The sequence below is a fragment of the Sporosarcina sp. FSL W8-0480 genome, assembly GCF_037963765.1.
Lineage (GTDB): Bacteria > Bacillota > Bacilli > Bacillales_A > Planococcaceae > Sporosarcina.
The window spans coordinates 2,892,615-2,918,025 of sequence record NZ_CP150166.1; the positions used below are offsets into that span (position 1 = coordinate 2,892,615).

The window sequence follows — 25,411 nt, forward strand, 5'->3', positions numbered from 1 at the left end:
AGTTCCCCTTCCACTTAAGGGACAGGACCGCTTGTAAACTCTATATTTGTCACATATAATAAAGATAGATAGTATTTAATAAAAATACGGTGGAAGAAGGGACCCAATTTGTTCAAAGATCAGCGGTTTGTTGATTATAATGCACCTAAGTTTCGGAAAGATTTACTTTCAGGGATCACTGTAGGTATCGTAGCCATTCCACTAGGGATGGCTTTTGCAATTGCTTCAGGCGTCAAACCCGAATATGGATTGTACACAACAATCATTGCAGGTTTCCTCGTTGCATTACTTGGAGGTTCGCGTTTCCAAATCGCGGGACCAACTGGCGCATTCATCCCCATTCTTCTAGCAATCGTCCTTCAATATGGCTATGAGGATCTTCTGATTGCTGGATTCCTTGCAGGTATTTTCCTTGTCATAATGAGTTATTTAGGTGTCAGTAATCTCATTCATTTCGTGCCCCGATCCGTTACGATTGGGTTTACTTCAGGTATCGCAATCATTATATTCACAGGCCAGTTCGGGAATTTCTTCGGACTGACGGGTTTGGAAAGCAAGGAATTCTTCCATGAGAATATGATCGATGTGGCGAAACACCTTCATACAATTAATATTTATGCAGTCCTTACAGCTGTCATCGGCCTCTCGATGATTTTCATATTGCCAAAATTAGCTCCACGACTGCCCGTTTTACTTGTCGCATTATTAATTCCAACTATCATATCTGTTCTATTGTATCCCGGAAAAGTCGATACAATCGGTACAGCGTTCGGTGGAATTCCGCAAACGTTGCCGGAATTCTCCTTCCCTAAAATCACATTATCGAAATTAGTAACGTTATGGCAACCTGCCTTAATAATTGCTGCTTTAGGCGCAATCGAATCGCTATTGTCCGCTGTCGTCGCGGACGGAATGAAGGAAGGACCGAAGCATGATTCAAAACGAGAACTATTCGGACAGGGAATCGCCAATATCGTTTCACCATTATTCGGCGGAATTCCTGCAACCGGCGCAATCGCCCGGACAGCGACAAATATTCGTTCTGGTGCAGTAGGTCCTGTTTCAGGAATCGTTCAAAGTGTGTTCGTACTATTATTCCTTTTGCTGTTCGCACCTTACGCTTCTTATATTCCATTGGCAGCGATGGCTCCTATTCTAATGTTTGTTGCTTGGAATATGAGCGCAAGGAAAGCGTTTGTTCATATTTTATCTGTACGGTCGAGTGATTCGATCGTCCTTGTAACAACATTCTTGCTTACGATTTTCATCAATCTGACGGTAGCCGTTCAAATCGGTATCCTCCTTGCGGCATTGTCATTCTTGCGGAAGATGAGCGGAAAGTTGAATATCTCCCTTGCGAAACTATCAGATGTGGAGATTCATAAGTTCGGAGAAGATGTAACGAAGTTTGTCTTTGATGGCCCTTTATTTTTCGGAAGTGCAAAGGCGTTCGAGGACAAAATGCCTGATATCTTATCAAAAGGAACTGGTACAGTCATTTTAGACTTTGAACATCTCTCAATGATTGACGCTACAGGCGAGGCTGCATTATCCGCTTTGTTGGACGATGCAAATAAAAAGAAAGTGAAAATCATCATTAAGAAATTACCAAAGCAGAAAGTATCATTGTTTAAAAAGAGCGGATTGTATGATCGAATCGGAGAAGAGAATTTCTTTATGTAACCGCGGAATGGACCTTGGGCGCGGAAGAATTGGCCCTTGGGCAAAAGAATGGACCCTGAGCGCGGAAGAATTGGCCCTTGGGCAAAAGAATGGACCCTGAGCGCGGAAGAATGGGCCCTTGTGAAAACAAACAAAAAGCCGCCACACTTATAACGCGTGTGGCGGCTTTTTTCCGGCTTCAGGATTTCTTCTTTCTCGTCTTCTCAATCTCTTCATATATCTTCACTAATCGTTTTGCTATCACTTCATAGGAGTGGTTTGCCGCAGTACGCTGCATCACACTACTCCTATTTTCTTCCGGCTCAGACAAAGCTTGAATTAAGCCTTCCGCAAGAGAATTTGGATTCTTTGGTTCAACTAAAATCCCTGCTCCTTCCGCAAGTAAATACGATAGCCCGCCGACATCAGTGCCGACAACAGGCGTACCAACTGACATTGCTTCAAGAGCTACAAGGCCGAACCCTTCATGATGGGAAGGGAGGACGAAAACGTCAGCCGCCGCAATCCATTTCGCAATTTCCTTTTGTGGCATTGGCAGATGATGAATGATCCTGACATCTTTATCAAGCAAACGCTTGGCAAAAATATGCATAAATGCTTCGTCTTTATCGGACCCAATCATGTGAAGTTTGGCATTCGGGTACTTTTCTTGGATAATTTTGAAAGCTTCCACCAGCTCAAGGACGCCTTTTGCCTCAATCATATTTCCGACGAATAAAAGCGTTTTTTCATTCTCCGGAATATCAAGTTCCCGCCTAACTTCAGATTTCGGCATCGGTTTGAACACTTCTGTATCAACCCCCATGCTCATCACTTGCACACGACTTTGATCCACACCAAACCGCTCAATAACGTCTTTCTTCAGTCGTTCCCCTACTACGATGACCGCGTCCGCACCTTGAAGAATTTTCTCGGTAGCAGCACGAATTTTTTCATTCTTCGCTGCCATCTTGTCGATATCCCCGCCGTGGACCGTGACGACATAAGGCAAACGAAACAGCTTTTTCCCTATCAACGAAATAACGCCTGTTGGAAAAGCGTAATGCGCATGTGTCAATGTAGTTCTCCGCGTATCACCCATCATGTGCATCATTGACCTCATAAACCAGACAATGTATTTCTTCAAATTGGCAATCTTGCCTTTTCCCGGATCCGTGATTGCAATAATCTCTACATCCAGCCCTTTGGATCGTAAAAGCTCCACTTGATTCTTCACAAAAATACCGTATGTCGGGTGTTTTTGAGTCGGATACATATTGCTGAATATCATTATTTTTTGCATCTATTTTCATCCCATCTTTAAATTTCATAGTCATTTTTCACGATGAATTATCGACAATTATACCATATACAACAAATCCCTGAACAATTTGCATATGTTTTCCAGCATTATTACTGACATATTACAAGAAGCTTAATAGAATTACAGTATTTCGTCTATTATTATGTCGAAAAAGCTATTTTAATTGATTCCCTGAATTTATTCATCATCTAAAATCGTTGGTAATAAAGGCTTTTTAGTGTTCTTTGTCAGCTGTAATCGTAACGTAATGTGACTGTAACCAAAATAGGGGTTTAAAAGTGTTAGGATGAGTTCACAGACAAAGCACACCTTTAGAAATGTGCGAAAGGGGAAATTGAGAAACATATGAAAAGACTTGTATTTGCGGTTTTTGCATGCCTATTAATCTCAACGTCCGCCCAATCCACGGCCTCTGCAAGCACGTCTGCATCTCTCGTAACGAGCGCAAAAGCTCATATGGGAACGCCTTATAGATATGGTGGGACGACAACTTCCGGATTCGATTGTTCCGGCTATACACAATTCGTCTTCGAAAAAGAAGGAGTTTCGATTCCAAGATCTACAGACCAACAATATTCCATTGGAAAAGCCGTTGCAAAAAGCAATTTGCAAACCGGTGACCTTGTATTCTTTAACACATCAGGACGCGGAGTTTCACATGTCGGAATTTACATTGGTTCAAGCAAATTCATTCATGCTTCAACAAGTAGAGGTGTAATGGTTTCTTCCATCAACGACCCTGCATATTGGGGGAAACGATATATCGGAGCGCGTCGGGTGAAAGATTTCTCGGCGGAAACTAAAATTGCATCCATCCCGCAAGTTCAATACGCGACAAGAGCTGAAATCGCTGAAATCCTTGCAAAAGAATTAAATCTGTCAAGCACTACAAACGAAGTGACATTCACTGATATTTCAACATCACATCCGCAATTTGACGTCATTGCTGCAGTCGCAGACGCTGGAATCTTCTCTGGAAATTCAGCAGGACAGTTCAATCCGAATGACTATTTGACAAGAAGTGAACTTGCCAAAGTCTTAGTCGGGGCATTCGATATCCCGATTGTATCTGGGACAACCCCTTTCACGGACGTCTCCACATCAAACTGGGCAAATGACTACATTAACACGCTCTTCGTAAACGAATTGACCGCAGGCTATGCCGACGGAACTTACGGGACGACTAAAAATGTTACTTCAAATGAATTTAAACTATTTATTAATAGACTTTCAAAATAAAAGCAAAGTAGAGGGAAATCTTACCCTCTACTTTTTATTTTCCCTCGGCAATCCAACATGCATTTCCACCCATTGTGCATTGAAACTAACCGCATCCTCCTGCAGAGGAACAACTACAAACCTTCTATCCTTATCGCGAACAACAGCTGTTGGATAGAAAATTGAGTTCCTCACTTCAACAAAACTCCTTGCCCCGTATTGCCCCTTAGCTACAGTCAATTCCGCAATTCCGCCGATGTATGTGGAATCAAATTGTTGAGCGGAGTAGAAGTTGCCCAATGAATAAAAAATCTTTGTCTTTCCTATTTCAGTATACGGCTGAAGAACATGCGGATGATGGCCGAAAATGATATCCACTTGTTGCGCTGCAAGAAAGTCGGCAAGTTCCTGCTGGTACTCGGAAGGTTGCAAGGCGTATTCATTGCCCCAATGGATTGAAACGACCGTTACATCCGCCTCTTTTCTCATCTCTCGAATATCAACCTCCATCTGTTCCCTATCAATAAATGAAACCATATAGTCTTTCCCTCTCGGAACAGGCAATCCATTTGTACCATATGTATAACTCAAAACACCGATTTGTATTCCTTTCACATTGAAAATCCGCTTTCGGGCGCGATCCTCAGCAGTTTCATATGCCCCAACGTACGGCATCCCGTATTCATTCATATATTTGATTGCATTCAGCAAACCTTGTTCAGATTTATCCATCGTATGGTTATTCGCGATGGACAGCAAATCTACACCGTTTGCCTTCAAATCTCGAATAATATGTTTGGGACTATTAAACCGCGGATAGCCCGATAATCCTAACTCCGCACCGCCCGGCAAGGATTCCTGATTGGCTATCAGAAAATCGATGCCTGTCATTTTATCTTTGACAGCACTGAATGAAGCATCATAGTTGTCGTATGTATATAAGGGGTGATGTAAAAGAATGTCACCTACCATACCAACCGTGATTTCCGAGTATATCAATTGCATCTCAATCTCTGATGGATTCGATTGAATTGCGGCAAAATCACCCGGAACAATTATTTCTTCCTTTTGCGAACACCCCGTTAAAAAACACCCCGTCATTAAGAACAACATAATGATCCTTCTCAATAAACTATCCCCTGTCTGCTTTATAAAAAGAACATATATTTCCACTATACTTCAGGGGACAAGTTTACGGAAGTACTCATTAAAAAAACCTATACGCATTCGTTAATAATGCGTATAGGTTTCTATGATTAATTCTTGTCCCTTGTCGGTGGACTTTTCCTTGCTTCCGTGGAATTTTGAAATTGCATCACTTGCTTCTTGGCATCTTGTTCAGGTTCGAAGTCGGGAAATTTTGCATTCGGCATTCCGGTGAATCCGTTGTCTTCCTTGCCAACACTCGTTTGGAAACGGTCGTCTTTCATATTGAACAACTCCTTCGATTATGGTCTCCCTTTTACGATTCCCTTAAATCTATCTTTTAATCGAAGGAGTGGAAAGGAGAAACTCATTTGGCTGGAAGGAGAACTCATCGACGGGAAACGAGAACTCTTGCCACATAAAGGAGAACTCATCGACGGTTAACGAGAACTCCACCATCTCATTCACTCACCGGTTCAAAGTAAACAACCGGAACTTTTGAAACGCGCACCTTCTGCCCTTCTTTCAACTGAACCTGACTTTTGGAGTTTATCAATCCGCCTGCGATCAATTCAAATAGGCGGGGATCCTTTCCTTCTTCTAAAATTTGTACAAAACCATGCCCATTCGTAATGCTTATTGTATAATCTCCCGGTTCAATGTCCAACCCAACCTCCCATATGCCTGTGGTCAACTCAGTGGAGAGCTCTGTCTTTACAGGTTGGATCGTTACCGTATTATATCCACCGTCGAAAAAGATTGAAAACGTTGAATCTATGTCGGCGGTTAATGTAGGAGCCCCGACTTTTTCCCCTACGATTTCTCGAAGGAGTAAGTTATCATCTTTATCATAAATATAAATATTCCCTGATGGATAACCAGTCAATGCATATCTCCCAGCCTCAACAGTTACCATTGCTCCCCTTTTTGAAGGCATCGGTCCGTACTGCCTTTTTGCTCCAACATTATTTCGATCTACTGTCTTAAAAATTGCCGGATGAATCGGTCCAGTGATTTTATCTCTTGCAGGTCCTGTAATTTCATAGTTGTCAGCATACACGCTTCTTATCATTTCCGACTTCTTTCCATGTAGATTATGACAACCTGACAAAAATAGGGTGCAGACAAAAACTGCAATAATTATTGCCTTGGCTTTAAACTGATCTTGCATAATATTTTTCATAATACTCCACCGTCCCTAATGGCCCGATTGTCATTTCCTTATTATATTTGAGCATCCGGCCCATCCATTTTGTTTGTTCTGACTCACTCATTCCACTTAACGGGATGCATAATAAGTAATTGGCTATAAACATATGGCCGTTTGGTAAATTTAGTTCACATTTAATCGAATCGTACTGTTCAGCACTCACGTCCAGTTTAAGATAATTTTCATTTTCACCTGTGAATTTGTGTTCATGAACAAACTTTCCGTCTTTCAAAAAGAGAACTCGATCGGCGTAAAGGTCTAAGTTTGCCAACAAATGCGAAGCAACAAATATTAGCTTATCTTGCTTCATTTCCATTAAACATTTGGAGATAAGTGCTACGTTCTCGACATCAAGACCATTCATCACTTCATCCATCAACATAATTGGTGTGTCGGCCGCCATCATCATAGCGAAACATAATCTTTGTCGCATTCCTAATGAATACGTTCGAACTTTCCGTTTCACATAATGCCCCATATGAAGACGGTCAATGATGGAATGTATATGCTTTGTCGATCCCTTCCACATATTTGCGTAGAGCTTCATGTGATCGACGCCGGATAACTCCTCAAATAGATCCTTTTGTTCGGGAAATGTCGCCAACATCCGGTGAATGTGCAATTCTTCTTTTTCATTGCGGTACGTATATTTCCCATCAAAAAACACATGTCCGGAATCCGGCTTAACAAAATTCGCCATCACATTGAACATCGTCGTCTTTCCAGTTCCATTCGGTGCTGCGACTCCAATGATTTCCCCTTTATTTGCTGTTAAATCTATCGAGTCCAACACAATTTTATCATTATAAGCTATCGTTACATTTGATAATTTCAGCATTTTCTTCCAACCTTTCAACTAGATTTTAATGGCATTCGTCTCCACTTTTCGAATATGCATGAGCTTATTCCTACCGTATAAAATAGCCATCACAAGCAAATTAAGGCCGACAAGCCAACTATATGCATGCTTAAAATCAAGTTTTTCAATCCCATATTCCTTCGCTGCATCCCCACTTAAAACAGCTCCGATATCAACGAATTTTAGCGGATACAGCCAATTTGTCTCCACCCCGGCAACTTGAAGAAGTTGTGGGGACAGCAATACGAACAGGATAATTACAATTGCCGCGTACAAGTTTTTCGTCACAAGATTCACTAATAGGAACGTTAACAAAAGTAGTAGAGCAATTAATGCAAATGCCACGAGCATGTAAAACAAATAGCGTAGCATGGATATTGCGATAAAATCCGCGTCCTGATAAATAAGTACAGGCGTTCTAAAATCACCCCATCCAGCTATGTTCGCTACATAATAACTGCCTATCAATATAGCTAAACAGAGAAAAAGCATTATTTGAACAAGATGTCCTCCTACTTTACTTATTGCCTTCTGCATGAACGAAATAGGAAATCCGAACAAAACGGAAGGGTGAAGTTGATCATTTACAAGCATGCTACTTCCCGCTAATAATACAAGAATGCAAAACAATGTACCGCTTACTATATTCAAAGCGACCGGTACAAAATTGCTCGCTTTAAACGGGTCCGGCACGAGGGTAATTTCATGCTCTTTGTGATACTCGAAGAGTGCATTTTCCTTTAGTATTTCATCAATTGGGACAATATGATCCCGATGAATTCCTTTATTTCCTCGTTCATGTAAATCAAGACGCAATTCATTCAGCTTCAGCCCAGTTTCAAAAAACTTCTGATAATTAGGTCCTGCACTAAAAAAACTATCAGGATTATCTACATCTTTACTTAAGTAAAGTCTTTGCCAGAATAACAATCCCGATTGTTCTAATAAATTGGCGTAGATTTCTTTTCCTTCTTGGGTTTGCCAAACAGAAGCAGGAAAATAATTGAAAACCTCATAGAATGTTTCCGACTTTTTTATTGCCTCTTCTTTAAGCTCAACAATTTCCAATTTACTATAATGTGTATAATAAAGAGGAAAAAAGAGAATGAGAGCTAATCCTAATAACCAATTTTTTTTATTTAGTAATAATAACTTCATTTCAAATAAGAAGTATTTCCAGAACATATCTTGTGCTTCCTCCTTTCCCACTCTTAACTCGCTAAATAGAATCGGCGTTTATTAATGATAAGGGAAACGATAAACAGGATGACCTCGATTAAGAGGTATGTAATGAGTAGGACTAAAATGCCCTTTGCATAAGTAATAGTTTCCGTGTTCAACAAAAAATTCTTTTCCCCATCAATGATTTTCCCGAAATCAAAATAAGTTTGCGGAAATAGACCAATGTCTTTACCGAACAATTCCCTTGACGAGCGATTATAATAAAGTCGTTCAGAGAACAGTATCAAACTGCTAATGAATAAGACGATCCATTCATTTTTAAAAAGTAAGCTTAAAATGATATTCAACCGTACAAATAGGATGACTAACAGTGGCAGGACAATGAGTGTCTTCCCTAAATAAGCTGCCATCGAAATGGCACTATAATCCTCGTATGTGAACGTATCTTGCTTAATCATGATCGGAATATTCAAGTCAAAATGTCCGAATCCGAACTGAATCGTCATGATAAGCACTCCGACGCCAATCACGCAAAGAATGAACGCCATGGAATAAAGAAATGCGGCCAGTGATTTCAAATTCAGTTGGCGATACCAAGATAACGGCAATCCTTGAAGGACGGCCTGATATTTTCGATCCCTTGAAAGAATGTCACTACTTAAATAAACAACGCAAAATAACAGGATATACATTCCATAGTTCTGAAGGAAATTCTGCAATGTTTGCAACCCGGTTTTCTCGTACATCAAACCATAGGTGATAGGGTGATCTTTAATGAGATAATCTTGATACTTCATCATTGTTTGTTGATACGCATGTTGCCGATCTTTAATGGGAAATGGAGCTTTCGGGAATAAGAATCGGTCCTTTAGATATTCATCCGGATTATTTTGTAGATGAAATACTCTTAATTGGAGCATGCGCTCAAAGTTTCTATCCTCAAAAGACTGTGACATACCAGAAAACAAATCATAATTATAGGCATTTGTCGCATAAACAGGATTACCTACCTGAAAATAAACGTCTATGCGTTTCCTATCAAAAACCAGGCCAGTATTCCCGATACTTTCCCATAGATTTTGCTGGTTCTCCAAATAAGTTAAGTACTCATCGCTCTCCTTTTCATTAAATGCTTCCTTCGTATCCGCATACGGCCATAAAATTAAACAGTAGCTAAACAATAAAACCGTCATGAAGAAAACAAAAGGAATCGTACGTCTGCTTCTTGCTGTTAATAGAAATTCATGCTTAATATAATTTCGATTCACACAGCTTCCCCTCTTTTTTTTGTATATTATAATTCCCCATTATTTCCAAATCCTCAATCACACCCTACTATACATTCGATATTTCAACAGTTCAATAGCTTCCGGAAATTTAAAATACCAAATTCCTTTGCATGAGTTGATGAGATTTTGGAGTGTATGAAATAAAAACCATCCTATTCATCATGCGAATAGGATGGCTTTTTTCAATTATACGCCCGTAGAAACGGATTCTTTGAAGCGTTTAACTGCATTTTCAATTGTCACTTCATGACCGATTTCATTCAATGTTTCACCAATTTTTTCGATTGCTGAAATAAGCATTTCTTCTGTCGTGTTCCCCATATGCCCGATACGGAACGCTTTGCCGCCTAAATGAGCCAAGGCCCCAGCTACGATTATGCCTTTTTTGCCTAATGCACTACGGAATTCTGCATCATTCACACCTTCAGGATAAAGGATGCAGCTCAATGTCGATGCAGCAACGTCCTCCTCTGCCAATGGCGTCATCCCGTATTCGCGTAGCGCACCGCGGACAGCTCTTCCGAAAGCGGTATGTCTCGCGTATCGTTTCTCCAATCCTTCTTCCATAACCAACTTCATACCGGCATCATAAGCATAGATCAAGTTCACCGGAGGCGTAGCAAAGTATTTTGAAGGATCTTGCATGATCGGGATCCAGTTTTTAATGTCGCAATAATACGCCGGAATTTGCGCCATTTTCTCACGTGCATCCAAAGCGGTTTGATTGAAAGCAACAATCGCTAATCCCGGAGGAACGCCAATCGCCTTTTGTGAGCCTGTCAGAACGACGTCAATCTTGTTCCCCGGTCCACTATATTCCTTGCTCATATCCTCCTCCATTGCGGCCGTCGCACAGACGCCATCCAAAATGACAAGGGCACCATGTTTTTTGATGATCGGCACAAGGGCATCCAAATCGGCCGCTACACCGGTCGACGTATCAGCATGAGTAATCGTCACCGCCTTGTATGTATTCTCCGATAATTTCTGTTCCACTTCAGCAGGATTTACCTGTTTTCCCCATTCCGCTTGAAGAACATCAATCTCAATCCCGAATGCCTTCCCTAACTGGATGAATCTGTCTCCGAAATATCCATGGCTGATGATCAATAATCGCTCACCTGCAGCGACCGTATTGACTAACGCCATTTCCATCCCGATCGTTCCGGACCCGGAAACGACGAATACCTCTCCATCCGTCTTGAACATTTCGCGCGTCCTTTCGATTGAGCGCTTGTAAATCTCGACAAATCTTGGATCCGTGTGACCTCTTGTCTCACTTGACATAGCATCGTAAATTGAGTCAATAACCGGAGTTGGTCCCGGTATCAAAAGCATTTCTTCATTACGCATACTGAATCCCCCTTATTTTATGCTCTAATTCATTCATTCGCTATAGGGTCGACAATACCCTCTTTATAATGTTATCAAAAAGCCCGTTTCCATTTATCGGAAACGGACTTCTTGTCATTCTATATACTTTCCGATACAGCGCTCACATTCATATAGTAGAGACTCGACTTGCTCCACAATTTCACATCCACATTCCACGCATGTCTTCGCTGACTTTGTTTGAGTTTCCATATTGAACCCCTCCTTTTACTGTAAAATCCCATATCCAGGCAGCGTCAAAAACTCTTCGAACTCCTCTTGCATCGTCAACTTAACAAACAACTCGCTCGCTTCTTTAAACTTTCCAAAGCGGAATTCCTTTTCGCCGACCGCCACTTTCAAGCTCTCCATTTCCTCTTCAAAAACTTTATGGAATAAATCAAACGTGATTTTCCTTCCATCTGTAAGTTTCCCCTCAGGATGGCGAATCCACTGCCAAACTTGTGAACGGGAAATTTCAGCAGTCGCGGCATCCTCCATCAGATGATTGATCGGCGCAGCGCCATTTCCTTTCAACCAGGAAGCGATATATTGAACGCCGACACTGCAATTCATCCTTAATCCTTCCTCGGTAATCGTCCCAGTCGGCACTTCAAGCAGATCAGCAGCCGACACTTTTACGTCCTCACGCTTTCGGTGCACCTGATTCGGTCTCTCCATTTGCTTGTCAAATTCGTTCATTGCAACAGCGACAAGTCCCGGATGAGCAACCCAAGTACCGTCATGTCCGTCCGTCGCTTCCCGACACTTATCTTCCGCAACTTTCCGGAACGCTTCTTCATTCGCCTCCGGGTTATTCCGAATTGGAATTTGCGCGGCCATCCCTCCAAGGGCAAAGGCGTTGCGCTTATGGCATGTTTGGATGCAAAGCTGTGTATACGCCCGCATGAAAGGCGACGTCATCGTCACTTGCCCTCTGTCAGGTAAAATGACATCCGGATCGTTCCGAAGTCTTTTAATGAAGCTGAAAATATAATCCCAGCGTCCACAATTCAGTCCCGCCGCATGATCACGCAATTCATAAAGGATTTCATCCATTTCAAAAGCAGCCGTAATTGTTTCGATCAACACCGTTGCGCGTATCGTCCCTACCGGAATTCCAAGCCTTTCCTGCGCGAAAACGAATACTTCATTCCAAAATCTTGCCTCCAAATGGCTTTCCAGCTTCGGCAAATAAAAATACGGCGCCGTCCCCCTTGCGATTAACTCCTTCGCATTATGAAAAAAGAAGAGTCCAAAATCGAAAAGCCCCCCGGCCATCGGTTCGCCATCGATTAAAATATGCTTTTCATCCAAATGAAGCCCGCGCGTTCTAACAAGTAAAACAGCAGTTTCGTCATTCAATGAATACTTCTTGCCATTCGACGGCTGTTCAAACTCGATTCTCCGCCTAACAGCATCTTTCAGATTGACTTGCCCATCGATCATATTTGACCACGTCGGCGAAGTCGCATCCTCTAAGTCCGCCATGAAAGCTTTCGCGCCTGAATTCAGGGCGTTGATGATCATTTTCCGATCCACCGGCCCAGTAATCTCTACACGTCGATCCTGCAAGTCACGGGGAATGGGCGCAACAGTCCAATCCCCCTCCCGGATATACTTCGTTTCCTCAAGGAAATCAAGCTTTTGCCCTTTGTTGAGAAGCTCTTGGCGTTCTTTTCTTTTTTCAAGAAGTGCCTTTCGTCTACCATTGAACGTATCATGCAGGCTATATAAGAATTCCAACGCTTCCGGAGTCAGCATTTCTTCCGTTCCGGCAGTTATTTCACCGAGGACATCTATATTAAAACGCAAATTTTCAGAAGCCAGTTCGACCATCCTTTCCTTATTATTATCTAAACTGCGCCGTCTCCGTTGAACCTTTCATCGCAGTTGTGGAAGAAGTTCCACCTGAAATGATTTGTGCCACTTCGTCGAAATATCCTGTCCCCACTTCGCGCTGATGGCGAGTCGCTGTGTACCCTTTCGATTCATTCGCAAATTCCGCTTGTTGCAACTTCGAGTACGCCGCCATTCCATGGTCCTTATAGCTGTGCGCCAGCTCGAACATGCTATGGTTCAATGAATGGAAGCCGGCAAGTGTGACGAATTGGAATTTGTACCCCATCTTGCCTAACTCCTGCTGAAATTTCTCAATCGTTTCATCATCAAGGTTCGCCTTCCAGTTAAATGAAGGGGAGCAGTTATAAGCAAGCATTTTGTCAGGGAATTTCTCATGGATGGCATCCGCGAACCGCTTCGCTTCCTCAAGATCAGGCGTGGATGTTTCACACCAGATGAGATCCGCGTACGGAGCATAGGCAAGACCTCGGGCGATTGCCTGATGAATGCCGGCTTTAGTACGGAAAAACCCTTCCGGTGTGCGCTCACCTGTAATGAATGCATGGTCTCTTTCATCAATATCGCTCGTAATCAAATCCGCAGCATCCGCATCGGTACGTGCAATGATGATTGTCGGCACGCCTAAGACATCCGCGGCAAGCCGCGCAGATATCAAATTCCGGACAGCATTTTGTGTTGGCAGCAACACTTTTCCGCCAAGATGTCCACATTTCTTTTCCGAAGCAAGCTGATCCTCGAAATGGACACCAGCCGCACCTGCCTCAATCATCGCCTTCATCAATTCGAACACATTCAAAGGACCGCCGAATCCTGCTTCCGCATCGGCGACAATTGGGGCAAACCAATCAAACCCGTCCTCTCTTCCTTCCACATGATCGATTTGATCCGCACGTTGCAACGCCTGATTGATGCGTTTCACGACATTCGGCACACTATTTACCGGATAAAGACTTTGATCGGGATACATATGGCCCGCCATATTTGCATCCGCAGCCACTTGCCAACCACTTAAGTAAATCGCCTGAAGACCAGCCTTCACCTGTTGGACGGCCTGATTCCCCGTCAGCGCCCCCAACGCATTGATGAAATCCTCTTCATGCAGCGATTTCCAAAGCCGCTCCGCCCCTTTTTTCGCCAATGTATGTTCAATTAATACAGAACCGCGAAGCTTTACGACCTCGTCTGCACTATACCCCCGCTCAATTCCCGCCCATCTTTCATCCTCGCGCCAGCTTTTCTCAAGTTCCTTCACCTGTTCAATACGATCCATGAATTCATTCCACACCTTTCGATGATAAATGTTATAGTCTGTTATATAGTAATGTATTTCGATTCCACTTGTTGTGGTACAGTAGGAAAGTAACAAATCAGTTTGTGGAAGTGCCTATGTATGTGGTTTGTATTGCGCGGGGGTGAGTTCTTGGGCGAAGGGAGCGGGTTCTTGAGCGCGGGGAGCGCGATTCTTGAGCGTGGGATTACACTACTTGAGCGCATAAAAATGGACGCAGACAAAATTCCTTGAGTTTAAGCATGCAAATCAATAATCGCGATAAAAAAACCATAAACGAAATCGTCTTTTCAGATTTCGTCTACGGTCTTCTACTTAAGCATGCTTTTTTTCATACTCCGCAATCTGTGCTTCGTACTGGAAGGTCAAGGCAATTTCGTCCCAGCCGTTCAGCAACATTTGTTTATAATAAGGATCAATGTCGAATGAATAGACTTTCCCATCCTCACCTGTAACAGTTTGCTGCTCAAGGTTTATTTCCAATTCATATGGTGCTGACTTTCCTTTTGCCAACAACTCTTCGATTTCATCCATCTCAAGTTTAATCGGAAGCAAACCGTTTTTGAAACAGTTATTATGGAAAATATCCGCGAATGAAGGTGCAATGACTACTTCAAATCCATAGTCTAAAATCGCCCACGGTGCATGCTCCCTTGAAGAACCGCAACCGAAATTCTCTTGAGCGACAAGGATCATAGAGCCTTTGAAACGCTCATCGTTCAAAACGAATTCTTTATTTTCTGTGCCATCCGCGTTCATTCTCCAATGATAGAAAAGGTATTTTCCGAATCCAGTTCTTTCGATTCGCTTCAAGAATTCCTTTGAAATGATTTGGTCTGTATCGACATTTTTCCGGTCAAGCGGAGTCATGACGCTTTGCACTTCATTAATCGGTTTCATGAAATCATCCTTTCGTTAGGCATGTGTTAGTTTCATCGTGCGAACATCCGTAAACCGACCTGTAATCGCGGCGGCGGCCGCCATAGCAGGGCTCATCAAATGTGTTCTCGATCCTGCGCCTTGTCGACCTTCAAAGTTACGATTCGATGTCGATGCACATCTCTCGCCTGCTGGAACGACATCATCATTCATCGCAAGACACATGCTGCAGCCTGATTCGCGCCATTCAAAGCCTGCTTCAAGGAATACTTTATCCAAACCTTCCTCTTCCGCCTGCCTTTTCACTGTTCGGGAACCTGGAACGACGATTGCCGTAACATCTGGATGCACTTTTTGTCCAGCAATCACTTCCGCCGCATTCCGCAAATCGCTTAACCTCGCATTTGTACAAGATCCGATGAACACATGCTGTACTGTTATTGAAGATAGTGGCGTCCCCTGTTCAAGTCCCATGTAGGTAAGTGCTTTTTTCAAAGCCTCTTTGTCGGATTCATTCACGTAATCTGATACTGCCGGAACAGTCGCACTGATTCCTGATCCCATGGAAGGATTCGTTCCCCATGTGACGAACGGTTCGATTTCAGCAGCGTTTATTTCAAGGACAGTATCATAAACTGCACCTTCATCCGTTGCCAAAGCGAGCCACTTTTCCGTCGCCTCTTCGAATGCGGCACCTTCAGGCACATGACGGCGACCACGTAAATAGTCGATCGTCGTTTCATCCGGGCTGATTAAACCCGCCTTTGCACCCGCTTCGATGGACATATTGCAGATGGTCATCCGTTCCTCCATCGTCATCGAACGAATCGCTTCACCTGTATATTCGACGATATGCCCCGTTCCGATGTCGATTCCGAATTCCGCGATGATTGCAAGGATGACGTCTTTCGCAGTTACGCCAAATCCTAACTCTCCATTAATACGAATTTCCATCGTTTTCGGCTCTGATTGCCATAGAGTCTGTGTAGACAGGACATGCTCAACCTCACTCGTTCCGATTCCAAATGCAATCGCACCGAATGCACCATGCGTTGACGTATGGCTATCCCCGCAGACAATCGTCTTGCCAGGCTGCGTCAATCCAAGCTCCGGTCCAATAATATGAACAATTCCCTGGTCCGGGTGTTCCATATCTGCAAGTGGTATGCCAAATTCCGTACAGTTCTTTTCCAAAGTAGTGATCTGTTTTTTAGCGATTGGATCGTTGATTACCGGCAAATTTCGAGTCGGTACATTATGATCCATCGTTGCAAAACATAGATCGGGACGACGAACTTTCCGACCAGCAAGTCGCAACCCTTCAAATGCTTGCGGAGAAGTCACTTCATGCAATAAATGAAGGTCGATGTAGAGCAAATCCGGCTTCCCCTGTTCTTCATAAACAATATGCTGATCCCAAATCTTTTCAATAATCGTTTTTGCCATCGTACTTCTCCTTTCATAATTTATTTATACATAAGTAAACATAATGCTATTGGAAACGAACTGTAGATCCAGTTCATTAATCACTTTATCCGTCCATTCTTTTGTCGAATGAACCCTGTCAAGTTCACTCGTCAAATCAGCCGTGAAATGACCATCTTCAAACACTGTATTGACCGCTTTTTCAATCGCGGCCGCCTCCGTCTCCATGCCGAACGAATAGCGAAGCATCATCGCAGCCGACAAAATTGCCGCAGCCGGATTCGCAACCCCTTTTTTAGCTACATCCGGAGCGGATCCATGTACCGGCTCATAAAGACCGAAACCGTCGGAACGAACACTTGCGGATGGCAATAAACCAAGCGATCCCGTGATGACGGAAGCTTCATCACTCAAAATATCACCAAACATATTTTCAGTGACGACGACGTCGAAAGCAGCTGGATTTGTAATTAATTTCATCGCAGCGGAATCGACTAATTGATGCTCGACTTCGATGTCCGGGTAATATTGCCGCTTTTCCTCGACGACTTCCCGCCAAAGCTTGCTGGATTGAAGTACATTCGCCTTGTCGACGGATGTAACCTTTCCTCTCCGCAAGCAGGCAAGTTCAAAGGCTTTTTCGACGATCCGCTCAATTTCCTCACGGGTATAGACAAGGGTATCGACTGCGGACGTTTCAGTTTTCCGGCTCGGTTGACCGAAATAAAGGCCGCCAGTCAATTCGCGGACAATCACCATGTCGACGTCACGAATGACTTCTTCTTTTAAAGGAGAAGCTTGGAGCAAGGAAGGGACAGCTTTCACTGGCCTGAGGTTTGCGAATAAATCAAAATGCTTCCTGATTGCAAGCAATCCCTTTTCAGGTCGCAATTCTGATGGATTTTGGTCCCATTTCGGTCCCCCGACAGCCCCCAAGAGTACTGCATCACTTGATTCGCACAGGGCGATCGTCTCTTCAGGAAGCGGATTGTTGAACTTGTCGACCGCTTCCCCACCGATTGAACCATAGCTGAAATGGAATGTATGATTGAACCTTCTTGCAATCACCTCAAGTACTCTTACTGCCGCCTCAGTCACTTCCGGTCCGATTCCATCACCTTGTAATACAGCCACTCTTTTTTCCATAGCGTTTCTCCTCCTTGTTGTCATTAACTAACAAAATATTCAGTCTCAAACATGTGTAAAATACTGTTGATTTCCGCTTCAATCAACGGAAATTACTAATAACTCTTTATAAAAACGCATAAATCGCTACAATCACTCATAAATCCCTACAGATACGCATAAATTGGCGAATTCACGCATAATCCCGCTTAATCAAGCATAACGCCGCGCAATCACGCATAAAGCCGCTTAATCACGCATAACCCCATACTCGCTCACTACCCAACCGTTTCCTTCACCTTCAACAACGCCTGATCCTTCACTAACTTTCTATTAATAGCATTCAAATACGCTTTAGCCGACGCTTCCAACACGTCCTGTGAAATGTCGCGCCCCGTAAATGTTTCTCCGTTAAATCGTAGGTTAACGACTGCCTCCCCAAGGGCATCACGACCTTTGCCGATTGAAGTGACGCGGTAATCCAATATATTGACATGCCCTTTCACAAGCAGTTCCAACGCATTGAAAATCGCTTCGACGGAACCAGCACCGGTAGTTGCAACGACTACATTTTCCCCGGAAGGTACGTTTGCCGCGACAGTTGCTGTTGGTACATTTGAAGTTCCGTATTGCACTTGCACATTTGTCAACTCGTAGATGGAGGCTTCCGCACTTTCAATCTGCTTTCCAGTGAAGAGGACGAATAGATCATCTTCTGTAATTTCCTTCTTGCGATCAGCTAACTTCTTAAACTCTGCAAATGCTTCATTCAACTGTTGATCGCTCAACTCAAAGCCCATCGTTATTGCCCGATCCTTGAATGCATGGCGCCCTGAATGTTTGCCAAGCGCAAGAGGTGCCGTCGTTTCTCCAATCAATTCCGGAGTGATGATTTCATACGTTTCTCGATTTTTCAACATGCCGTCCTGATGGATTCCGGATTCATGGGCGAAGGCATTTCTTCCAACAACCGCTTTATTTGGTTGGATGACGACGCCTGTCAATTGGCTAACCAACTGGCTTGTGCGCTTAATTTCCTGCAGATTGATGCCCGTTTCAAACCCATACATATCTTTTCGAATATGGAGTGCAACAGCGATTTCTTCGAGTGCTGCATTTCCAGCCCGTTCACCGATCCCGTTAATCGTGCCTTCAACTTGGTCGGCACCATTTTCTATTGCCGCAATTGAGTTTGCAACTGCCATTCCCAAATCATTATGACAATGTGCGGATAGTTTCACACGGTCGATTCCCGTCACATTCTCCTTCAAAAATTTGAATAAAGCACCGTATTCCTGAGGTGTTGCATAACCGACTGTATCGGGAATATTGATCGTCGTTGCGCCGGCCTTGATCACTTGATTGATAATACGGACCAAGAATTCCGGGTCTGAACGGAATGCGTCTTCTGCTGACCATTGAACGAGTGGAAAGAATTTTTTCGCGTATTTCACCGCTTCTACCGCGATATCGACAACTTGGTCGGGACTCTTTTTCAATTTGTATTCCATATGGATTGGCGAAGTTGCTAAAAAGACATGAAGATGAGGTTGTGCTCCTCCTCTAAGCGCTTCCCATGATGTATCGATATCACTCTTCATCGCTCGAGCAAGGCCTGTCACTGTCGAGTTCTTCACTGCATTCGCAATTCGATGCACCGCTTCAAAATCACCAGGTGAAGAAGCAGGGAATCCCGCTTCTATCACCGTCGCGCCAAACCGTTCAAGCTGGCGGGCGATTTCCATCTTTTCAGCTGTGTTCAAATTGATGCCGGCTGACTGTTCACCATCACGTAGCGTCGTATCAAAGATGTCAATTCTGCGCACTGCCCACCACTTCTTTCTGTTTGGATTTTGCACCTTCATTCACAAACGGCATCATGGCACGAAGTTTTTCGCCAACAACCTCGATTTGGTGTTTCGCCTCTGATTCTTTAAATGCATTGTAGTCTGGACGGTTGTTTTCGTTTTCTGCGATCCATCCTTTTGCGAATTTACCTTCCTGGATATCCGTTAAGATTTCTTTCATGCGCGCTTTCGTTTCTGCATCAACGACACGCGGTCCAGATACGTAATCGCCCCACTCAGCCGTGTCAGAAATCGAATAGCGCATTCCGGACATTCCACCTTCGTACATCAAATCTACAATCAGTTTCAACTCATGCATTGTTTCGAAGTAGGCAAGTTCCTGCTGATAGCCTGCTTCCACCAATGTTTCAAAACCTGCTTTAACAAGTGAAGTCAATCCGCCGCAAAGTACTGCTTGCTCACCGAATAAATCAGTTTCAGTTTCTTCTTTGAATGAAGTTTCAAGTACCCCGGCACGAGCAGCCCCGATTCCTTTAGCATAAGCAAGAGCAACTTCCTTTGCTTGACCGGAAACGTCTTGATGTACTGCGAATAATGCCGGTACACCAGCGCCTGCTTCATATGTTCTACGTACAAGATGCCCCGGACCTTTCGGTGCGACTAAGAATACGTCTACGTCAGCTGGCGGCACGATTTGATTGAAATGAACGTTGAATCCATGTGCGAATACAAGGGACTTACCTGCTGTGAGTGCTGGTTCGATTTCTTCTTCATATACTTTTTTCTGTCTTTCATCCGGAAGTAGCACCATGATGATGTCCGCTTGTTCTGCTGCTTCACGAACTGGTTTCACTTCAAGTCCATCTTCTTTCGCCTGGTCGAAAGATTTCCCTGGGCGTACACCGACGACTACGTTGAATCCTGAGTCTTTCAGGTTTTGTGCGTGTGCGTGGCCTTGTGAGCCGTATCCGACGACCGCGACCGTTTTTCCTTGTAATAGTCCTTCATTGATATCCTGGTTGTAATACATTTTAGCCATTGTAAATTCCTCCTTGGGTTTTTGGGTAATATACTGTTGATTTCCGCTTCGGGTGGACGCTTTCCGCGGGCGTCGCCACCCTACGCTTCAATCAACTGGATTGCACTTGTAAAATGATTATTTCAAAATCGATAACTGAGGTGAATTAATCTTTTGAATCTCACGGGTGAACGCGGTTGCGCCGGTCCTTGCTAACTCCTTAATTCCATAAGGTTTCACCAAATCAATAAATGCTTCAATCTTCTCAGGTGAACCAGTCACTTGATACGTAACGACGTTTTTCCCTGAATCGATCACCGTCGCACGAAAAGGCTCGATAATGCTATTCATCTCACTCCTAACATGCGGCGGGGAAACGACTTTCACCAAAGCGAGTTCACGCATGACGATTGCTTTTTCGGTAATATCATTCACTTTAAGCACATCAATCTGCTTTTGGAGCTGTTTCACCAACTGTTCGATTTTCCGTTCATCTTCCACATGCACGATGAATGTCATTTTCGACATATTAGGCTGTTCAGTGTGTCCGACTGTAATGCTTTCGATATTGAATTGCCGTTTCATCAGCAATCCCGTCACCCGGTTTAACACACCGCTTTGATTGATGACTGTAACGGTTATGACTCTTCTCATCCACGTTTCACCCCGATCATTTCATTTAATCCTTTTCCTGGTGCCACCATCGGATAGACGTTTTCCAGCATTTTCACTCGGCAATCAATGAGAACTGGTTCATCCGATAGAAGGGCTTCCTTGAAGATCTTCTCGGCATCCTCTTTCTTTGAAACCCGATAGCCCTTGATGTCATAGGCTTCAGCAAGCTTGACGAAATCCGGTTGGACGGGAATCAACGACTGGGAGTAGCGTTCGTCATAAAACGTCTGTTGCCACTGGCGCACCATGCCTAACGCACAATTATTCAGGATGACGACTTTCACCGGAATCCTCATCTCCTGAAGGAGCGATAATTCTTGTGCTGTCATCTGGAATCCACCGTCTCCGACAATAGCAACAACCCTCGCTTCGGGTTTCGCAATTTGCGCACCGATTGCTGCCGGGAAACCGAATCCCATCGTTCCAAGACCACCTGAAGTTACCCAATGATCCGGGTTGTTCAATGAATAATATTGGGCCGCCCACATTTGATGCTGTCCGACGTCTGTCGTGACGATTGCATTTCCTTCTGTGATGCGGTGAATCATTTGAATCGCCTCTTGCGGAAGCAATTCATGTTCATCCAAGTTGTACCATAATGGAGCTTCCTTGGTTAGCCCGTTTAAATAGGTCAGCCACTCCCCGGTATCGGGAGCTTCGAATTCTTGATTGAGCAATGCTTTCAACGCTTCTTTCGAGTCCGCCACAATCGGAATTTCCGTCGGCACATTCTTTCCGATTTCTGCAGGATCGATGTCGATATGAATGACTTTTGCATTCGGCGCGAACATATTAAGATTTCCTGTTAGTCGATCATCGAATCTCGCACCGATATTCAAAAGCACATCACATTCGCTGATTGCCATATTTGCGGTATACGTCCCGTGCATTCCTGCCATGCCAAGGAACAGTTCGTGACTCCCCTCAATGCTGCCTAATCCCAACAAAGTGTTCGTTACTGGAATGCGATTCTTCTCAACTAATGTCTTTAATTCCTCCATCGCCTGACCGTGCAACACGCCGGCCCCCGCAAGGATAAGTGGTTTCTTGGCAACAGCGATCGCTTCTGCCGCCTTCTGTATTTGCAAGTAATTCGGAGTTGTTGTCGGCTGGTAGCCCGGCAGATTCACTTCGGCGTTTCGTTCCTCCGCGGTTACAAACATCTTCGTTGAAATATCTTTCGGAATGTCAACGACGACTGGGCCTCGGCGACCTGTTGAAGCAATATGGAATGCCTCTTTAATGATTCTTGGCAAGTCCTCCACTTTCTGCACTTGGTAGTTATGCTTCGTGATCGGCTGGGTAATGCCGACGATATCCGCTTCTTGGAATGCATCTGTACCGATGACCGTGCTTGCAACCTGACCCGTGAAAACGACGAGTGGCAATGAATCCATCATGGCATCAGTTATTCCTGTCACAAGATTCGTGGCACCCGGACCCGATGTCGCAATGACGACTCCCGTTTTTCCGGATACCCGGGCGTATCCTTCCGCCGCATGGATTGCGCCCTGTTCATGACGGGCAAGCACATGTGGAATCGGATCCTTGTATAATGCGTCGTAAATTGGTAGGACGGCACCCCCTGGGTAACCGAAGATGACTTCGACACCCTGATCCTTCAACCCTTGAATCAAGACGGCCGACCCATCCATCGGTTGAATCCCTTGTTGCTCCATAGGCTCTAACGTCATCTCCATAACCGCTTGCTTGTTTTGTACTTCCGCATGAACTCCCGCTCTCATTAACAAACTCCTCCTTACTTTTCTCACTTGATAATCAAAACTGTTGATTTACGCTACAGGCGGACGCTTTCCGGGGGGCGGGCGGTGAGCCAATCGAACCACGTAGAGTTCGATTTGCCGTATTTCTGCGGTCTTTGCAGAAATTAAGGCATCCGCTTTGGCATTTCTGCTCGCAACGCTACGCTTTTGCTCGCAAACGCCGTTCTTCGTAACGGCGTTCGCTAATCCCCTCGGAGTCGCCGCCTTTCGCTTCAATCAACGGAGCTACATCTTAATCACAAACCTAAAAATATAAAAATAAAAAAGCTTTTCCTCCCCACACAAAGAAATCCTGTCTTCATGTAAGGGATGAAAAGCTTTTCATGGTACCACCCTTGTTCGCGGCATCCGCCGCCTCGCGAATGAACAAATAACCGTCCATTCATTGATAACGGGCCCAATATCAATCAAGCCCGGGACTGCCTACTTGCTAACACGTTCAGCAACCCACTCCGGGGAGATGTCGTGGATAGGTGCATTGCCGGCTTCCAGCACGACCGGCTCTCTGTGAATGCAAGGATCTATCAACTTTTACCCCATCATCGATTTTTATATTTTCATCACGCCGCCAGTGCTTGCAGACGTAACAAGTTTTGAATATCTTGCTAAATACCCTTTTTTAATTTTCGGCTCGAACGGTTGCAGCTCACTTCTGCGCTCCGCTATCACTTCATCAGTTACCTTCAACTCAATCGTCCTGTTCGTCAAGTCAATGGCGATAATATCTCCATCTTCGACCAAAGCAATCGGACCGCCCTCTGCCGCTTCCGGAGAAATATGTCCAATGGAAATTCCGCGGGATGCCCCGGAGAAACGACCATCCGTAATGAGAGCCACTTTCGTTCCCAATCCTCTTCCTTGAATCGCCGACGTCGGTGCAAGCATTTCCGGCATGCCCGGCCCACCTTTCGGACCTTCATACCGGATGACGACGACATGCCCTTCACGGACATTGCCGTTATCGATGTTTTCCTGCGCCGCTTCCTGGGAATTAAAGACAATCGCTTCACCAGTAAACTCTTTGATCGACGGATCGACTGCACCGACTTTGATGACTCCTCCGTCTGGTGCGATGTTACCGAATAGAACCGACAAACCTCCAACAGGACTATACGGATTGTCTTTCGTGCGGATCACTTGATCATTCGTAATATGATAATCTTTGACGTCCTCACCAATCGTCTTGCCTGTAATGGTCAAGCGATCGGGATGAATAGCGCCTGGAATTTTCGTAAGCTCATTGATGATGGAACTGACGCCGCCTGCTTTGAAAATATCATCCATAGAGATATCCGATGCTGGCATGATTTTCGCCAAGTACGGAACCCGTTCCGCAACGACGTTAATATCTTGTACGCTATATTCAATTTCTGCTTCATGTGCAATCGCCAATGTATGTAAAACCGTATTCGTCGATCCGCCCATCGCCATATCGAGTGCGAATGCATCATCGATGGCTTCCTTCGTAACGATATCCCGCGGTTTGACATTCTCTTTCACCATGCGGATCAAATGCTTTGCGGCATCCTTGATCAGTTTATGGCGTTCATCTGAAGTTGCGACGATTGTTCCATTGCCCGGCAATGCCAAACCTAACATTTCCATCAAGCAGTTCATGGAGTTCGCCGTGAACATCCCGGAGCAAGATCCGCAAGTTGGACATGCATTGTTTTCAATATCAAGAAGCTCTTCCGCCGTCATCTTGCCGGATTTATATGCTCCAACGCCTTCGAAAACGGATGTGAGGGAAAGTGTAGCACCGGATGAAGATACACCCGCCTCCATTGGCCCGCCCGATACGAATACGGAAGGGACATTCGTCCGTACCGCCGCCATAAGCATTCCCGGCGTGATTTTATCGCAGTTCGGAATGTAGAACACACCATCAAACCAATGCGCATTGATGACAGTCTCGGCAGAATCGGCAATCAGTTCGCGGCTTGGAAGCGAGTAACGCATTCCGATATGCCCCATTGCAATTCCATCATCGACACCGATAGTGTTGAATTCGAATGGAACTCCGCCAGCTTCCCAAATCGCTTCCTTAACAATTTCAGCAAATTTATTCAAATGTTTATGTCCTGGAATAATATCAATATATGAATTACAAACCCCTATGAAAGGTTTTTCCAAGTCCCTCGTCTTCACACCTGTCGCATAAAGCAGACTTCGATGTGGGGCACGATCTACCCCTTTTTTAATCATGTCACTTCTCAAGGCAATCTCTCCCCGTCAAGTCAACTATTAGTTACATAATTTAATAGAAGTGTGTGAAATGAATCACA

21 protein-coding genes and 1 other annotated feature are annotated in these 25,411 nt (G+C 44.3%); of the genes, 2 read left to right on the forward strand and 19 right to left on the reverse strand.

From position 1 onward, the window contains the following. The first annotated feature begins 108 nt into the window (after positions 1-108). A complete protein-coding gene (locus NSQ43_RS14920; protein WP_339251452.1) occupies positions 109-1,683 on the forward strand; it encodes a SulP family inorganic anion transporter in 1,575 nt (524 codons plus the stop codon). Positions 1,684-1,861: 178 nt separating this feature from the next. Here the strand turns inward: NSQ43_RS14920 and NSQ43_RS14925 are convergent, their stop codons facing one another. Continuing rightward, positions 1,862-2,965 (reverse strand): glycosyltransferase, encoded by a 1,104-nt coding sequence (locus NSQ43_RS14925; protein WP_339251453.1) that lies wholly within the window; start codon positions 2,963-2,965, stop codon positions 1,862-1,864. Positions 2,966-3,331: 366 nt separating this feature from the next. Here NSQ43_RS14925 and NSQ43_RS14930 point away from each other — a divergent pair, with 366 nt between their 5' ends. Further along, the gene (locus tag NSQ43_RS14930) at positions 3,332-4,225 is read left to right on the forward strand and encodes a C40 family peptidase (protein ID WP_339251454.1); all 894 of its coding nucleotides are present in this window, start codon (positions 3,332-3,334) and stop codon (positions 4,223-4,225) included. 27 nt (positions 4,226-4,252) lie between these two features. Here the strand turns inward: NSQ43_RS14930 and NSQ43_RS14935 are convergent, their stop codons facing one another. The 18 genes from NSQ43_RS14935 to ilvD all read right to left on the reverse strand — a co-directional run bounded on the left by NSQ43_RS14935 (position 4,253) and on the right by ilvD (position 25,343). Then, positions 4,253-5,332, reverse strand: a complete 1,080-nt coding sequence (locus tag NSQ43_RS14935) for a CapA family protein (protein WP_339251455.1) — start codon at positions 5,330-5,332, stop codon at positions 4,253-4,255. 128 nt (positions 5,333-5,460) lie between these two features. Next, positions 5,461-5,634, reverse strand: coding sequence for a hypothetical protein (locus NSQ43_RS14940; RefSeq protein WP_339251457.1), 174 nt, complete (start codon positions 5,632-5,634; stop codon positions 5,461-5,463). Between the two features lie 176 nt (positions 5,635-5,810). Further along, positions 5,811-6,533: a hypothetical protein gene (locus tag NSQ43_RS14945; protein WP_339251459.1), complete on the reverse strand. Its 723-nt coding sequence runs from the start codon at positions 6,531-6,533 to the stop codon at positions 5,811-5,813. Then, positions 6,505-7,398, reverse strand: a complete 894-nt coding sequence (locus NSQ43_RS14950) for an ABC transporter ATP-binding protein (protein WP_339251461.1) — start codon at positions 7,396-7,398, stop codon at positions 6,505-6,507. Before NSQ43_RS14950 ends, NSQ43_RS14945 begins: the two co-directional genes overlap by 29 nt. 18 nt (positions 7,399-7,416) lie before the next feature. Further along, complete coding sequence (locus tag NSQ43_RS14955; RefSeq protein ID WP_339251463.1) at positions 7,417-8,604, reverse strand: hypothetical protein; 1,188 nt, start codon at positions 8,602-8,604, stop codon at positions 7,417-7,419. 26 nt (positions 8,605-8,630) lie between these two features. Continuing rightward, the gene (locus tag NSQ43_RS14960) at positions 8,631-9,869 is read right to left on the reverse strand and encodes a hypothetical protein (protein ID WP_339251465.1); all 1,239 of its coding nucleotides are present in this window, start codon (positions 9,867-9,869) and stop codon (positions 8,631-8,633) included. Positions 9,870-10,076: 207 nt separating this feature from the next. Next, entirely contained in the window at positions 10,077-11,243 is a 1,167-nt protein-coding gene (locus NSQ43_RS14965) for an alanine--glyoxylate aminotransferase family protein (RefSeq protein WP_339251467.1), read from the reverse strand. Positions 11,244-11,357: 114 nt separating this feature from the next. Then, positions 11,358-11,474: a YhfH family protein gene (locus tag NSQ43_RS14970; RefSeq protein ID WP_339251469.1), complete on the reverse strand. Its 117-nt coding sequence runs from the start codon at positions 11,472-11,474 to the stop codon at positions 11,358-11,360. A gap of 15 nt (positions 11,475-11,489) precedes the next feature. Beyond that, complete coding sequence (aceB, locus tag NSQ43_RS14975; protein ID WP_339251471.1) at positions 11,490-13,100, reverse strand: malate synthase A; 1,611 nt, start codon at positions 13,098-13,100, stop codon at positions 11,490-11,492. Between the two features lie 13 nt (positions 13,101-13,113). Continuing rightward, positions 13,114-14,394 (reverse strand): isocitrate lyase, encoded by a 1,281-nt coding sequence (gene aceA, locus NSQ43_RS14980; RefSeq protein WP_339251473.1) that lies wholly within the window; start codon positions 14,392-14,394, stop codon positions 13,114-13,116. A gap of 333 nt (positions 14,395-14,727) precedes the next feature. Further along, positions 14,728-15,312: a 3-isopropylmalate dehydratase small subunit gene (gene leuD / locus NSQ43_RS14985; protein WP_339251475.1), complete on the reverse strand. Its 585-nt coding sequence runs from the start codon at positions 15,310-15,312 to the stop codon at positions 14,728-14,730. Between the two features lie 15 nt (positions 15,313-15,327). Further along, a complete protein-coding gene (gene leuC / locus NSQ43_RS14990) occupies positions 15,328-16,737 on the reverse strand; it encodes a 3-isopropylmalate dehydratase large subunit (RefSeq protein WP_339251477.1) in 1,410 nt (469 codons plus the stop codon). Between the two features lie 24 nt (positions 16,738-16,761). Next, on the reverse strand, positions 16,762-17,862 hold the full coding sequence (gene leuB / locus NSQ43_RS14995; RefSeq protein WP_339251479.1) for a 3-isopropylmalate dehydrogenase: 1,101 nt from the start codon (positions 17,860-17,862) through the stop codon (positions 16,762-16,764). 257 nt (positions 17,863-18,119) lie between these two features. After that, positions 18,120-19,667, reverse strand: coding sequence for a 2-isopropylmalate synthase (locus NSQ43_RS15000; RefSeq protein ID WP_339251481.1), 1,548 nt, complete (start codon positions 19,665-19,667; stop codon positions 18,120-18,122). After that, positions 19,654-20,688, reverse strand: a complete 1,035-nt coding sequence (gene ilvC, locus NSQ43_RS15005; protein WP_339251482.1) for a ketol-acid reductoisomerase — start codon at positions 20,686-20,688, stop codon at positions 19,654-19,656. The genes NSQ43_RS15000 and ilvC overlap by 14 nt, the downstream gene beginning before the upstream one ends. A 117-nt stretch (positions 20,689-20,805) precedes the next feature. After that, positions 20,806-21,321 carry an acetolactate synthase small subunit gene (ilvN, locus tag NSQ43_RS15010; RefSeq protein WP_339251485.1) on the reverse strand — a complete coding sequence of 172 codons (516 nt, stop codon included), beginning with the start codon at positions 21,319-21,321 and terminating at the stop codon, positions 20,806-20,808. Then, complete coding sequence (gene ilvB, locus NSQ43_RS15015; protein WP_339254947.1) at positions 21,318-23,042, reverse strand: acetolactate synthase large subunit; 1,725 nt, start codon at positions 23,040-23,042, stop codon at positions 21,318-21,320. The genes ilvN and ilvB overlap by 4 nt, the downstream gene beginning before the upstream one ends. Before the next feature lie 386 nt (positions 23,043-23,428). Beyond that, positions 23,429-23,678, reverse strand: a binding site (T-box leader). Further along, a complete protein-coding gene (gene ilvD, locus NSQ43_RS15020) occupies positions 23,676-25,343 on the reverse strand; it encodes a dihydroxy-acid dehydratase (RefSeq protein WP_339251487.1) in 1,668 nt (555 codons plus the stop codon). (Overlaps the previous feature by 3 nt.) Positions 25,344-25,411: the final 68 nt, after the last annotated feature.

What these genes read in the sequence shown, in the direction of transcription:
- NSQ43_RS14925 (WP_339251453.1), bottom strand. Translation starts at nt 2,965, where the DNA reads ATGCAAAAAATAATGATATTCAGCAATATGTATCCGACTCAAAAACAC.
- NSQ43_RS14930 (WP_339251454.1), top strand. Translation starts at nt 3,332, where the DNA reads ATGAAAAGACTTGTATTTGCGGTTTTTGCATGCCTATTAATCTCAACG.
- NSQ43_RS14940 (WP_339251457.1), bottom strand. Translation starts at nt 5,634, where the DNA reads ATGAAAGACGACCGTTTCCAAACGAGTGTTGGCAAGGAAGACAACGGA.
- NSQ43_RS14945 (WP_339251459.1), bottom strand. Translation starts at nt 6,533, where the DNA reads ATGAAAAATATTATGCAAGATCAGTTTAAAGCCAAGGCAATAATTATT.
- NSQ43_RS14950 (WP_339251461.1), bottom strand. Translation starts at nt 7,398, where the DNA reads ATGCTGAAATTATCAAATGTAACGATAGCTTATAATGATAAAATTGTG.
- NSQ43_RS14955 (WP_339251463.1), bottom strand. Translation starts at nt 8,604, where the DNA reads ATGTTCTGGAAATACTTCTTATTTGAAATGAAGTTATTATTACTAAAT.
- NSQ43_RS14965 (WP_339251467.1), bottom strand. Translation starts at nt 11,243, where the DNA reads ATGCGTAATGAAGAAATGCTTTTGATACCGGGACCAACTCCGGTTATT.
- NSQ43_RS14970 (WP_339251469.1), bottom strand. Translation starts at nt 11,474, where the DNA reads ATGGAAACTCAAACAAAGTCAGCGAAGACATGCGTGGAATGTGGATGT.
- aceB (WP_339251471.1), bottom strand. Translation starts at nt 13,100, where the DNA reads ATGGTCGAACTGGCTTCTGAAAATTTGCGTTTTAATATAGATGTCCTC.
- aceA (WP_339251473.1), bottom strand. Translation starts at nt 14,394, where the DNA reads ATGGATCGTATTGAACAGGTGAAGGAACTTGAGAAAAGCTGGCGCGAG.
- leuD (WP_339251475.1), bottom strand. Translation starts at nt 15,312, where the DNA reads ATGAAACCGATTAATGAAGTGCAAAGCGTCATGACTCCGCTTGACCGG.
- leuC (WP_339251477.1), bottom strand. Translation starts at nt 16,737, where the DNA reads ATGGCAAAAACGATTATTGAAAAGATTTGGGATCAGCATATTGTTTAT.
- leuB (WP_339251479.1), bottom strand. Translation starts at nt 17,862, where the DNA reads ATGGAAAAAAGAGTGGCTGTATTACAAGGTGATGGAATCGGACCGGAA.
- ilvC (WP_339251482.1), bottom strand. Translation starts at nt 20,688, where the DNA reads ATGGCTAAAATGTATTACAACCAGGATATCAATGAAGGACTATTACAA.
- ilvN (WP_339251485.1), bottom strand. Translation starts at nt 21,321, where the DNA reads ATGAGAAGAGTCATAACCGTTACAGTCATCAATCAAAGCGGTGTGTTA.
- ilvB (WP_339254947.1), bottom strand. Translation starts at nt 23,042, where the DNA reads ATGGAGATGACGTTAGAGCCTATGGAGCAACAAGGGATTCAACCGATG.